Origin of the sequence: Serinicoccus kebangsaanensis, from assembly GCF_008919445.1 — a bacterium.
Lineage (GTDB): Bacteria > Actinomycetota > Actinomycetes > Actinomycetales > Dermatophilaceae > Ornithinicoccus > Ornithinicoccus kebangsaanensis.
In genome coordinates this window covers 194,421-207,085 of the sequence record NZ_VSLG01000001.1, presented here as the reverse complement: position 1 = coordinate 207,085, position 12,665 = coordinate 194,421, and the positions used below count along the sequence as shown (strand labels likewise).

11 protein-coding genes are annotated in these 12,665 nt (G+C 73.0%); 4 read left to right on the top strand and 7 right to left on the bottom strand.

From position 1 onward, the window contains the following. Positions 1-6 precede the first annotated feature (6 nt). Entirely contained in the window at positions 7-1,524 is a 1,518-nt protein-coding gene (lnt, locus tag FXF60_RS00980) for an apolipoprotein N-acyltransferase (protein ID WP_151523378.1), read from the bottom strand. Positions 1,525-1,960: 436 nt separating this feature from the next. Between lnt and FXF60_RS00975 the strand changes: the two genes are divergently transcribed. Together FXF60_RS00975 and ybaK are read left to right on the top strand one after the other, a co-directional pair. Beyond that, positions 1,961-3,433, top strand: a complete 1,473-nt coding sequence (locus FXF60_RS00975) for a KamA family radical SAM protein (protein WP_151523377.1) — start codon at positions 1,961-1,963, stop codon at positions 3,431-3,433. 162 nt (positions 3,434-3,595) lie between these two features. After that, a complete protein-coding gene (ybaK, locus tag FXF60_RS00970) occupies positions 3,596-4,090 on the top strand; it encodes a Cys-tRNA(Pro) deacylase (protein ID WP_151523376.1) in 495 nt (164 codons plus the stop codon). Between the two features lie 163 nt (positions 4,091-4,253). Here the strand turns inward: ybaK and FXF60_RS00965 are convergent, their stop codons facing one another. Together FXF60_RS00965 and FXF60_RS00960 are read right to left on the bottom strand one after the other, a co-directional pair. Next, positions 4,254-4,718, bottom strand: coding sequence for an Lrp/AsnC family transcriptional regulator (locus FXF60_RS00965; RefSeq protein WP_151523375.1), 465 nt, complete (start codon positions 4,716-4,718; stop codon positions 4,254-4,256). Between the two features lie 9 nt (positions 4,719-4,727). Next, positions 4,728-4,994 carry a hypothetical protein gene (locus tag FXF60_RS00960; protein ID WP_151523374.1) on the bottom strand — a complete coding sequence of 89 codons (267 nt, stop codon included), beginning with the start codon at positions 4,992-4,994 and terminating at the stop codon, positions 4,728-4,730. 36 nt (positions 4,995-5,030) lie between these two features. On the opposite strand from FXF60_RS00960, the gene FXF60_RS00955 reads away from it, so the two are divergent. Together FXF60_RS00955 and FXF60_RS00950 are read left to right on the top strand one after the other, a co-directional pair. Next, complete coding sequence (locus tag FXF60_RS00955; RefSeq protein ID WP_151523373.1) at positions 5,031-5,993, top strand: 5'-3' exonuclease; 963 nt, start codon at positions 5,031-5,033, stop codon at positions 5,991-5,993. A gap of 64 nt (positions 5,994-6,057) precedes the next feature. Further along, a complete protein-coding gene (locus FXF60_RS00950; protein ID WP_151523372.1) occupies positions 6,058-6,687 on the top strand; it encodes a phosphatase PAP2 family protein in 630 nt (209 codons plus the stop codon). Here the strand turns inward: FXF60_RS00950 and FXF60_RS00945 are convergent. The 4 genes from FXF60_RS00945 to tatC form a co-directional block, all read right to left on the bottom strand. Then, positions 6,680-7,885, bottom strand: a complete 1,206-nt coding sequence (locus tag FXF60_RS00945) for an acetyl-CoA C-acetyltransferase (RefSeq protein ID WP_151523371.1) — start codon at positions 7,883-7,885, stop codon at positions 6,680-6,682. The genes FXF60_RS00950 and FXF60_RS00945 overlap by 8 nt on opposite strands. Before the next feature lie 91 nt (positions 7,886-7,976). Beyond that, complete coding sequence (locus tag FXF60_RS00940) at positions 7,977-10,925, bottom strand: DEAD/DEAH box helicase (protein WP_151523370.1); 2,949 nt, start codon at positions 10,923-10,925, stop codon at positions 7,977-7,979. Between the two features lie 15 nt (positions 10,926-10,940). Further along, positions 10,941-11,825 (bottom strand): diacylglycerol/lipid kinase family protein, encoded by an 885-nt coding sequence (locus FXF60_RS00935; RefSeq protein WP_151523369.1) that lies wholly within the window; start codon positions 11,823-11,825, stop codon positions 10,941-10,943. Beyond that, positions 11,822-12,649, bottom strand: a complete 828-nt coding sequence (tatC, locus tag FXF60_RS00930; RefSeq protein WP_238335622.1) for a twin-arginine translocase subunit TatC — start codon at positions 12,647-12,649, stop codon at positions 11,822-11,824. The genes FXF60_RS00935 and tatC overlap by 4 nt, the downstream gene beginning before the upstream one ends. Between the last annotated feature and the right edge of the window lie 16 nt (positions 12,650-12,665).

The following is a 12,665-nucleotide window of genomic DNA, read 5'->3' as shown; positions in this document are numbered from 1 at the left end:
GGAAGCCTAACGAGCCGGTCGCCGGCGGGAGGTCAGCAGGCCCAGCAGCACGAGCAGCGCGGCCGCCGGCACCACCCACGGCCCGGTCCGCACCGCGAGGGTCTGCTCGGACCGCAGCGGCAGCTCCCGCTCCAGCAGCGCCTGGGTGAACAGGCCGGTCCGGCCGTGGGCCACGCCGTCCGGGGTGATGAGTCCGGAGATCCCGACGTTGCTGACGTGCGCCACCGAGCGGCCGTACTCGACGGCGCGGACCCGGGAGGTCGCGATGTGCTGCGCGGCCTCGTCGCCCTCGCCGAACCAGGCGTTGCTGGTGGGGACCACCAGCAGCTCCGCCCCTCCGGTGACGACGTCCCGCATCGCGGGGTCGACGACGACCTCGAAGCAGATGCCCAGACCCAGGCGCACGTCCCGGCCGTCGGGCAGCGCGACATCCAGCACACCCGGCTCGGTGCCGGCCTCCCAGTCGGGGATCCGGTCCACCCAGTCCGACAGGTGCCGCATCACGGGACGCAACGGCATACGCTCCCCGAACGGCGCCAGGTAGATCTTCTGGTAGGTGTCGTCCACCCCCTGGCCGGGCTGCAGCTCGAGGACCATGTTGCGCGGGGCCTCCCCCGTGCCGTAGGACGTCGCTCCCAGCACCACGGGCACCCCGAGCGCCTCGACGCCCGTCATCATCTCCGCCACCGCCTCGGGGCCGGTCGCCGGGTCCAGCGGATCGAGGTCGCTGGCCCCCTCGGGCCACAGCACGAGGTCCGGGGCCGGTGCGTCCCCGGCCGCCACGTCCCGCGCCAGCTGCTCGGTCATGGTGGTGTACCGCTCCAGCATCGTGCCCCGCGCGGCGCTCAGGGTGCGGGTGAAGTCGGCCGGCAGGTCACCCTGGACCGCCGCCACCTGCAGCGGGTCGCCCTCGGTCGGCCGGGGCAGCGCCGCCGGCGCCAGGGTGAGGGCGAGAGCCAGGAGGGTGAGCAGGCCGGCGCGGACGGTGCGGCGCTCCTGGCCGGGGGCCAGGTGCTGGACCGTGAGGGCGATGAGCCCACCGGCCAGGGCCACGAGGAAACCCAGCCCGGCGACCGAGAGCAGGCTCACCGCCCCGAGCGTCGGGCTGTCCGCCTGGCTGAAGCCGAGGCGCGCCCAGGGGAAACCGCCGAACGGGGTGACCGAGCGCGCATACTCCATCAGCACCCAGGCCGCGGCGCCCACGACCGGACGCACGGTCCCCGCCCGTTGCAGCACCGCGAGCAGACCGCCCAGGGCGGCGGGGTAGAGCGCCGAGGCCAGGCTCATCGCGAGCCAGGGCATCACCCCCGCGTAGGTGCTGGCCCAGACGAACATCGGGGTGTACCAGGTCAGCCCCAGCAGCAGCCCGGCCAGCAGGCCGGTCCGCACGCTCGAGCCGGCGGTGGACAGGGCGAGCAGGGCGGTCCCGACGATCGCCAGGGGCCAGATGTCGTGCGAGGGGAAGGCCAGCCACAGTGCGACCCCACCCAGCACGGCGAGCGGGAGTCGGGTCGGCCAGTGCACCGGGCCAGCCTACGTCGCACCCGGGTCCGGACATGGCCGGACCCCGGCACCTTTGGGGCCGGTCCGTGCCCGGCTGGCGGCCGACACGATCCCGTTGTCTACTCGGTGCTCGGGGTCCTGGCTCCCCTCCTCGGCGCTCGGGCGCCTCAGGGACGCGTCCGAACGTAGGACGCGACCGCGAGTTCTGTCAACACGCCACTGACCTGCGACGACGTGCAACCTCGCAGGTCAGCCGGACGCTTCTGGCGCCGGTGTCGACCCAGGTTCCGTCGGATCTGCGGCGTGTCGTGCCCGACACGCCGGGATGGCTGGTGCTGGCGCTCGGCACGCGGGCTCTGCACGGCCTCGCGAGAGATCATCCTGCCTGTTGCTGCTTTGGCGAGACATCATCCTGTGGATCCTCGCCTTCGCCGGATGTTGTCCGTAGCATGTGGGCATGAGCGCACAGATCGAGCAGCCCTATGCCTACCGGCGCCACGAGCTGGTGGAGCCCGACTGGACCCGCTTCGCCGGATGGGCGGACGTCACCCCCGAGCAGTGGGCCGACGTGCAGTGGCAGCGGGTCAACTGCGTCAAGAACATCGGCCAGCTACGCACCGTGATGGGTGACCTGCTCACCGAGGCGTTCTACGCCGACCTGGAGCGGGACCAGACCGAGCGCGCCACCATGTCGATGCTGCTGCCCCCGCAGATGCTCAACACGATGGTGAGCGAGCCGACGTGGGCCGACGGTCGGATGCCGGCGGCGGGCGTCGCGTTCACCGAGGCCTTCCTCGCCGACCCGGTCCGCCGCTACATGCTCCCCGTCTTCTCCGACCGACGGACCGACTGGTCCACCCACCCCTACGCCACCCGCGACAGCCTGCACGAGCACGACATGTGGGTGGCCGAGGGGCTGACCCACCGCTACCCCACCAAGGTGCTCGCCGAGATGCTGCCGACCTGCCCGCAGTACTGCGGGCACTGCACCCGGATGGACCTCGTCGGCAACTCCACCCCGACCGTCACCAAGCTCAAGCTCGCCGGCAAGCCGGTGGACCGGCATACCGCCATCCTGGACTACCTCCGGGCCACCCCCGGGGTGCGCGACGTGGTGGTCTCCGGCGGTGACGTCGCGAACATGCCGTGGAAGAACCTCGAGGCCTGGCTGGACCAGCTGCTGGAGATCGAGAACATCCGGGACGTGCGGCTCGCGACCAAGGCGCTGATGGGTATGCCGCAGCACTGGCTCGCCCCGGACACGGTCGAGGGCGTGGCCCGCGTGTCCCGCAAGGCGCGGGAGCGCGGCGTCGGCCTGGCCATCCACACCCACATCAACGCGGCGCAGTCGGTCACCCCGTTGGTGGCGCAGGCGAGCAAGGCGATGCTGGAGGCGGGCATCCGCGACGTCCGCAACCAGGGCGTGCTGATGCGTGGGGTCAACGACTCCTCCACCCAGCTGCTCGACCTCTGCTTCGCGATGGCGGACGAGGCGATGATCACGCCGTACTACTTCTACATGTGCGACATGATCCCGTTCAGCGAGCACTGGCGGGTGTCCCTGGCGCACGCCCAGCACCTGCAGCACTCGATGCTCGGGTACCTGCCCGGGTTCGCGACGCCCCGCATCGTCTGCGACGTGCCCTTTGTCGGCAAGCGCTGGGTGCACCAGGTGGACACCTACGACACCGAGCGTGGCATCTCCTACTGGCGCAAGAACTACCGCACCTCGATCGAAGGCGAGGACGTCGACGTGACCAGCGCGGAGTACGTCTACTACGACCCGATCGACACCCTGCCCGCGAGCGGTCAGGACTGGTGGCGCCAGCAGGCGGCCGAGGTGCACGGCACCGACGAGGCCGGCCAGCAGGAGAAGGCGGTGGCCGCCGCAGCCGCCTCCCGACGGGCCTCGGTCGACCAGCTCGCCTGACCGGCGCACTCCGCTCTCCCACCGAGCGTCGCTTGTGGTTGGCTGCAGCCCTACCGGGCGTCGCTTGTGGTTGGCTCCAGTCCCACCGAGCGTCGCTTGTGGTTGGCTGCAGCCCGACCGGGCGTCGCTTGTGGTTGCCGGGCGACGGCATACCCTGGCGTGGTGGCGAGGACGAGGCAGTCGGGTGGAACTCCGGCGACGGCGACCCTCGATCGGGCGGGGATCAGGTATGCGGTGCGTGCCTACGACCACGACCCGGCGGCGACGTCCTACGGGACCGAGGCGGCCGAGGCGCTCGGGGTGGAACCGGCCAGGGTGTTCAAGACGCTGCTCGTGCAGGGTGAGCGCGAGCTCTCGGTGGGCATCGTGCCGGTGGACGGACAGCTCGATCTCAAGGCGATGGCGGCCGCCCTCGGGCTCAAGAGGGTGTCCATGGCCGAGGTCGCCACGGCGCAGCGCGTCACGGGATACGTGGTCGGAGGAATCAGCCCGATCGGGCAGAAGCGGTCCCTCGCGACGGTGCTGGACGCCTCCGCGGAGCAGCACGACACGATCCTCGTGAGTGGAGGACGCCGTGGCCTGGACCTGGAGCTGGCGCCCTCGGACCTCCTCGCCGTGACCCGCGGGGCGGTCGCCGGCATCGCTCGGCGGCCCTAGCCACCACAGGCGACGCCCGGTGAGGCGTGAGCCAACCACAAGCGACGCTCGGTGGGGCGTGAGCCAACCACAAGCGACGCCCGGTGAGGCTGGGGGCAACCACAAGCGACGCCCGGTGGGGCGTGAGCCAACCACAAGCGACGCTCGGTGGGGTCAGGTCGGGTCAGGTCGCGTCGGGGGTGTGCACCGGCAGGCTGCCGAGGCGGTCCTCCCAGGGCGTCGACAGCACGATCGTGGTGTTCGTGGAGCAGGAGCCCTCCTGCCGGATCCGCGCCAGCAGCTCCTCCAGGTCCTGCGGGCGGGACACCCGGATGAGGAGCACGTAGTTCTCGTCGCCCGCCACCGACCAGCACGCCACGATCTCCTCGATGTGGGCCAGCCGCTCCGGGATGTCGTCGTCGTCGGAGGGGTCGAAGGGGGTCACCGACATCAGCGCCGTCAGCGGCAGGCCGACCGAGGCGTAGTCGACGACCGCGCGGTAGCCGGTGATGATGCCTCGCTCCTCGAGCCGCTTGACCCGCTGGTGGACGGCCGAGGTGGACAACCCCACCTGCCGGCCCAGGTCGGCGAAGCTGATCCGCCCGTCCTGCGCGAGGACGGTGACGATGTGGCGATCCAACGGCTCCATGCGGTCAGCCTAATCGGCGCGCGAGGACCCCCTGGGAGGCGCGAGCTGCGACCGGGTCGGCGCCCGACGCCCGTGGGGCGGCACGACCAGCAGTCCGACCACGGCCGCCACCAGGAGCGTCGGCAGCGCCAGCCGCAGCACCGCGCCGTAGTCCGGCTCCGGAGGCCGGGTCAGCGGGTTCTCCCCCTCGGCGCTGTCCCACAGCGGCCCGAACAGCAGCACCGCCGACACCGCCACGACGATGACCAGCAGCGAGATCGCCAGGCGTCGAGGCATACCTCACGCTAACCCACCGGCACTAGGGTGAGCGCCATGACGACACCTCCGGACCGCGACCCCGACGTCGCGCCGCCCCAGCTCCTCCTGCTCGACACGGCGTCGCTCTACTTCCGGGCCTTCTTCGGCGTCAAGGACCTCCGCGAGGCGCCGGACGGCACGCCGACCAACGCGGTCCGGGGGCTGGTGGACATGATCGCCACCCTGGTCGGCCGCTTCTCCCCCACCCACCTGGTGTGCTGCTGGGACAACGACTGGCGCCCCGACTTCCGGGTGCAGGCGATCCCCTCCTACAAGTCTCATCGTCTGGTCGAGGGTTCGGAGGAGAAGGAGGAGGCTCCACCTGAGCTCGAGGTCCAGGTGCCGATCATCCGTCGGGTGCTGGACGCCGTCGGCATCCCGATCCTGGGTGCCGACGGCTACGAGGCGGACGACGTCATCGGCACGCTCACCGCGCGGCACCGCGGCCGGATGCCGGTCGGCGTGGTGACCGGGGACCGCGACCTCTTCCAGCTGGTGGACGACGAGGCCGGGGTGACGGTGATCTACACCGCCAAGCAGGGTGTCCGGGACGCCGAGGAGATCCACCAGGCCGACCTGCGGTCGCGGTATGCCGTCCCCACCGGGCGCGCGTACGCCGAGATGTCGATGCTGCGCGGCGACACCTCGGACGGGCTGCCGGGGGTCAAGGGCATCGGGGAGAAGACCGCTGCCGCCCTGATCGAGGAGTACGGCACGCTCGAGGGCCTGCGCGCCGCCGTCGACTCCGGGGACCCGGCGATCAAGGGCGCCCGACGCACCAACCTCGAGGCGGGCGCCGCCTACCTGGACGTCGCCCCGACGGTCGTGCTGGTGGCGCAGGACGCGCCGGTCGCGGACGTCCCGCTCACTCTCCCCCGCGAGCTCGCGGACCCGGGGACGCTGCAGCAGCTCATCGAGACCTACGACCTCGGCAATCCCGTGGGACGGCTGATGTCCGCGCTCAAGGTGAGGCCGTAGGCCCGCACCCGCAGCCGCCTGTCGGCACAGGCGCCGCACAGGTGACCGCCCTACCGTGGACGGGGTGAGCACCACCACCGCCCCCGACCCCGGGCACACCCGCGTGCCGGCGGTCGCCTGGCCGCGCCCGCTGGGCCTGGTCGTGGGCGCGATCGCCGCCTTCGGCGCGGTGTATGCCGTGGCGGTGCTCAGCACCACGGGGCAGCGGGTCGACTCCGGCCTGATGGACGCCGTCACGGTGACCGGCGCGCAGCACCAACTCCTCGACAGCGTCCTGCCCAACCCCTACGTCCTGCTCGCCCTGGCCCTGGGTGTCGGAGTGCTGGCCTCGCTGCACCGGCCCCGGACCGGCCTGGCGGTGCTCGTGTCCGTCCCGGTCCTGGTCGCCTCCACCCAGGTGCTCAAGGCGCTGCTGCCCCGCCCCCAGCTGGCGGACCCGTGGCTGATGTCCAACTCGCTGCCGAGCGGGCACACCGGTGCGGCCGCCGCCCTGGCCCTGGCGCTGCTCCTGGTGGCTCCGCGCGCCTGGCTGCCCGTCGCGTCGGTGCTCGGCGCGGGTCTGACCGTGTGGATGGGAGCGCTCGTCGTCATGCTGGGGTTCCACCGGCCCAGCGACGTGGTCGCGTCGGTGCTGCTGGCGGTCGGCGCGGGTGGCCTCGGCCTCCTCGTGCGGGGTCGTCCCGCGCTCAGCTGACCCGCTCGAAGACCGCGGCCAGGCCCTGCCCACCGCCGATGCACATGGTCTCGAGGGCGTAGCGACCCTCGCGACGCCCCAGCTCGTGGGCCAGCGTGGCCAGGATCCGGGCTCCGGTGGCGCCGACGGGGTGGCCGAGCGAGATCCCGGAGCCGTTCACGTTGAGCCGGTCCCACCGGTCGCTCCCGGCCATGCCCCACTCGGTGAGCACGGCCAGCGCCTGCGCCGCGAAGGCCTCGTTGAGCTCGATGAGATCCAGGTCGTCCAGACCCAGCCCGGCGCGCTCCAGCGCGGCGGCCGTGGCCGGGACGGGGCCGATGCCCATGGTCTCGGGAGCGACCCCCGCGAGCGCCCACGACCGCAGCCCGAGCATCGGTGCCAGGCCCAGCTGCTCGGCGCGGTCCCGTGTGGTGACGACGCAGAGGGCCGCGGCGTCGTTCTGCCCGCTGGCGTTGCCGGCGGTGACGGTCGCCTCCGGGTCACTCCGGCCCAGGATCGGCCGCAGCCCGGCGAGGGCGGCGACGTCGGTTTCGGGGCGCACGTGCTCGTCGGTGTCGACCACCGTCACCCCCGTGCGCCCGGGCACCTCGACGGGCACCAGCTCGTCGGCGAAGCGGCCCTCGCGCTGCGCCGCCGCCGCGCGCTGGTGGGAGCGCACCGCGAGCTCGTCCTGCGCCTCGCGGGAGATCCGGTAGTCGCGACGGAGGTTCTCCGCGGTCTCGATCATGCCTCCGGGGATGGGGTGGTGCTCCCCACCCGCGGTGGAGCGGGCCCGGGCGAGCCGGTCGGCCAGGTCCACCCCGGCACGCACCCCCTGCCGGAGCAGGGCGTAGTGCTCGACGCTGCTCATCGACTCCGCACCCCCGGCGACGACGAGGCGACTCCCGCCCGTCGCGACCTGGGCCGCCGCGGTCAGGACCGCCTGCAGGCCGGACCCGCAGCGCCGGTCCAGCTGCATACCCGGAGCGGAGTCGAGCCCGGCGTTGAGGGCGACGATGCGGCCCAGGGCCGGGATCTCGCCGGAGGGGTTGGCGTTGCCGAGGATCACGTCGTCGACGTCGCCGTCGCCCAACCCGGTGCGCTCCAGCAGGGTGGTGAGCAGCTGGGTGCCGAGGTCGGCCGCGGTCAGGGTGGCCAGGCTGCCGAGGTAGCCCCCGACCGGGGTGCGCAGCGGGGAGCAGATGACGATCTCGGTCATGCCCGTCAGGGTACGGTCACCGGTCCCCTCCGGTGAGCCGAGGGGCAGGTGCACCGATCCTCACGGGTGCGGACCGCGAGAGGGCCGCGCGTCAGTCCAGCCGGTCCGCGGCGACGACGCCGCGGAGCATCGCCGCGGAGGCACGCCGGGCCGTGGCGGCGACGTCCTCGTCCGCCGCGTGCGCGATCTGGCCCAGCAGGTCGACCACCTGCTTGGCCCGGCGCACGAAGTCACCCGCGGACAGGTCGCCGGAGCGCAGCACCTCCTCGAGGCCCCGCCCGGACGCCCAGCGGTGCACCATCCAGGAGATGCCGGGGTCGAGCTCCCGGTCGCCGGTGAGGCTGTGGGCCAGCTTGCCGGCCTGGACCTCCTGCCAGATGGCGCTCATCTCGCCGAGCGCCTCGGCGACCTCGACGCTCGGTGTGGGCGGGTCACCCGGCTCGTCGCCGCGGGACTCGTGGACCAGGGCGGACACGACCGCCGCCAGGTCTGCCGGGGTGAGCCGGCGCCAGGTCCCGCGGCGCAGCGCCTCGGCGGCCACCAGGTCCAGCTCGGTGTAGATCCGGCGCAGCCGCTCGCCCTCCGGGGTGACGTGCGCGCCGTCCTTGCTCAGGTAGCCGGCCTCGGACAGCAGGTCGCAGATCCGCTCGAACGTCGCCGCGAGCGTGCCGGTGCGGTGCGAGACCCGCCGTTGCAGGTCGTCGGTCTCCTTGCGCAGCTTCCACCACCTCGCCGCCCACCGGGCGTGGTCCTCGCGCTCGGGGCAGCTGTGGCACGGGTGCGCGGACAGCTGGGCGCGCAGGTCCTGCACCCGTGTCTCGGTCCTGGTGGGTATGCCCGCTCCCCCGCCGTCCTCGCGCGCCCGGCCGGGCACGGGCTCGCGGACCGTGCTGCGCAGGGTGGCGGCGAGGTCCTTGCGCGCCTTCGGGCTGCGCTCGTTGAAGTGCGCCGGGATGCGCAGCGAGCCGATCACCTCCGGCACGTCCCGGAAGCCGGGGATCGTGAGCCGCTGCACCCGACCGTTCGAGGTGATCACGGTCGGCTCGGGGCCGGCGGAGCGGCCACGCGCCCCCTTGACGACGACGGCCATCGTCCCGTGCCGTCCACCGTCGAGCTGGATCACCTGGCCGGGCTCCAGGGCCTCCAGCGCCTGGCCGATGTCGCTGCGCCGCTGCGCCTGACGGGTGCGGGCCGCCTTCTTCTCGACCTCGGAGAGCTCGTGCCGCAGCCGGCCGTACTCACGGAAGTCGCCCCGGTCGCACGCCATCGACGCGGCATACCCCTCCAGCGCCTCCAGGTTGTGCCGCAGCTGCGTCGTGAGCCCGACCACGGACCGGTCGGCCTGGAACTGCGCGAAGCTGGCCTGGAGCAGCTCGTGCGCCTTCTCCCGGCCGTACTGCGCCACGAGGTTCACGGCCATGTTGGAGCTGGGCCGGAACGAGCTGCGCAGCGGGTAGGTCCGGGTGGAGGCGAGCCCGGCCACGTCCATCGGGTCCACGCCCCGCCGCCACAGCACGACCGCGTGCCCCTCGACGTCGATGCCCCGGCGCCCGGCGCGCCCGGTGAGCTGGGTGTACTCGGCCGGCGTGACCGGCGCGTGCTCCTCCCCGTTGAACTTCACCAGCTTCTCCAGCACCACGGTGCGGGCCGGCATGTTGATGCCGAGGGCGAGGGTCTCGGTGGCGAAGACCGCGCGCACCTGCCCGGCGGTGAACAGCTCCTCCACGATCTCCCGGAAGAGCGGGAGCATCCCGGCGTGGTGGGCGGCATAGCCCCGGGAGAGGCCCTCGACGAAGTCGTGGTAACCGAGGACGCCCAGGTCGGCCGGGTCCACCTCCGCCACCCGCTCGGCGACCAGGGCACGGATCCGCTGGCCCAGCTCGTCCGGGATCAGTCGGGCGCCCCGGCCGAGCAGCTGCTGCACGGCCGCGTCGCACCCGGCCCTGCTGAAGATGAAGGTGATCGCCGGCAGCAGCCCCTCCCGGTCCAGCCGGTCGATGACCTGGGTCCGGCTGGCCACGCCGCCGGGCAGCGCACCACGGGCGAACCCGGCCTGGTCAGGGCCGCCGGAGCTGTAGCCGCGGGCGTCGTCGCGGCGTGGACCCCGGTCCGAGGGTCGCTGTCCGGAGGGGCCTCCGCGTCCACGGCCGGCCCGCTGCCGGTCGTCCCGGCCGCCACGTCCGCCCTTGCCCCGCCGGTCACCGCGCCGCCCCCGGGGCCCCCCGGCGTCCTCCCGGCGCCAGCCGCCCTCGGACCGTGCCGACCGCTCGGCGGCGGAGATCGCCTGCAGCAGCTCGGGGTTGACCCGCGTGGTCCCGTCGGTGCCGGAGGGCGCGCGGGTGCCGTCGGTGACGAACAGGTCGTACATCCGTTGCCCGACCATCATGTGCTGCCACAACGGCACCGGCCGGTGCTCGGAGACGATGACCCGCAGCGAGTCGGGGTTGCCGCGGCCGCGGACCTGGCGCAGCCAGTCGCCGAACTCCTCGGCGTTGCTCACCGTCGCGGACAGCGAGATGACCTGGACCGACTCGGGCAGGTGGATGATGACCTCCTCCCAGACCGCGCCGCGCCACCGGTCCGCGAGGTAGTGCACCTCGTCCATCACCACGAAGCCGAGCCCGGTGAGGGTCGGCGAGGAGGCATACATCATGTTGCGCAGCACCTCGGTGGTCATGACGACCACCGGCGCCTCCCCGTTGACGGAGGCGTCCCCCGTGAGCAGGCCCACGTTGGCCGCGCCGTGCCGCGCCACCAGGTCGTGGTACTTCTGGTTCGACAGCGCCTTGATCGGGGTGGTGTAGAAGGCCTTGCGCCCGGTCTCCAGCGCGAGCGCCACCGCGAACTCGCCGACCACCGTCTTGCCCGCGCCCGTGGGTGCCGCCACCAGCACCCCGGCCCCGCCCTGCACCGCCTCGATCGCCTCGAGCTGGAAGGGGTCCAGCTCGAAGCCGATGGTGCTGGTGAACCGGCCGGCCGGCGTCGCCTCCCACCTCGCGCGCGCACGGGAGGCCGCATATCGCTCTGCGGGGGTGGACATGCCTCCCAGGCTACGTCAGGAGGGGGCGAGCACCCGCAGGCTCGCGGCCTCGACCCGGACGGTCAGCGGCAGCGCCGCCAGCGCCTCCCCGTCACCGTGGGCGACCACGTCGGGCGGTCCGCTCAGGTGCACCTCGTGCGCACGCACGATGCGCACCGCCGGGTGAGTGGTATGCCTGCCCGCCCGGATCGCGCGCAGCAGCCCGACGGCCTCCCGCGCGGAGACCGGTGACACCACGACGAGGTCGAGCTCGCCGTCCTCGGGGTCGGCCGCGGGCGCGATCGGCAGCCCGCCCCCGAGGTGGGGCATGTTGGCGGCGACCACGACCAGCGCCTCGAGGTCCTCGGTGCGGCCGTCGACCACGAGCTGGTAGGCCAGCGGCGGTTGGAGCCGGAGCAGGGCGATCTCGACCAGCGCGGACAGGCTGTAGGCCGACGGCCCCAGCCACCGTGGCCAGGTGTTGGCCCGGGCGTTGATCCGGGCGTCCAGGGCGCCGCAGACCGACCCCAGGACGCGGCGGCCCAGCTCGGGGACGTGGAGGGTGTCGACGGTCCTGGTCCGGGCACCGAGCAGCACGTCCAGAGCCGGGTGACCCGGTCCGATGCCCAGGCTGCGGGCGTTGTCGTTGCCGGTCCCGGCCGGCAGGACCGCCAGCGTGGTGCCGGAGCCGGCGCACAGGTCGGTGCCGAGGCTGACCAGTCCGTCCCCGCCCGCGACCACGAGCACGTCCACCCCGTCGGCCACCAGCGCGGCGCACGCGGCCCGCACCTGCTCCAGCGAGTCCCCGACCACCTCCACCACGTCGTGGCACGCGCCCCGCAGCCGGGTGACCGCCTGCTCCCCCACCACCGCGCCGCCCCGCCGGCCGGACCTGCGGCCGTGCGCGACGGCATACCTCATGTGAGAGGGGTCGCCTCGTCCGGGGAGAGACCGGCATACCGGTCCGGGTTCTTCCGGGCGCGGCGCCGCTCCATGAGGAAGGAGATCCCGACCGCGCACCAGAAGAGCGCGAACACCGGCGAGGCCATGGCCAGCATGGTCCAGGCGCTGGGGTCGGGGGTCATGAAGGCGGAGAAGACGAGGATGCCGAACAGCACGATCCGCCAGCTGCGGAGCATGACGCTCGCCGGCAGGATGCCGATCTGGTTGGCCGCGACCAGGACCACCGGCAGCAGGAAGGCCAGACCGAAGGCGAGCATGAAGTAGAGCCAGAGCGAGAGGAACTCCTGGGCTCCCGGCAGGTTCGCGGCTCCCTGGGGGGTGAAGCCCAGCAGGATCGCGACCAGCCGCGGGAAGGTGAAGGCCGCCAGCGCCGCCCCGGCGAAGAAGAGCGGGATCGAGATGAAGAAGTAGGACAGGGCGATGCGCTTCTCCGGACGCCGCAGCCCCGGCAGCAGGAAGGCCCAGATCTGCCACAGCCAGATGGGGCTGGCCAGCAGGATCCCGCTGAAGATCGCCACCCGCAGCTGCATGGCGAACGGCTCGGTGATGTTCTGGAAGCGCAGGCTGACCGCCTCGTCACCACGCTCCTGGGCGACCCGCACGATGGGCGCGTTGACGAAGCTGAAGATCTCGTCGTAGAAGTACCACCCCACCACCGCCAGCACGGCGATCGCGAGGACGCTGATCGTCAGCCGGTTGCGCAGCTCGCGGAAGTGCTCGCCGAGCGCCATCCGGCCCTCGGGGTCTCTGCGGCGTCGGCGGGGACGGTCGGTGCGGGCCACGGAGGAGTATGCCGGT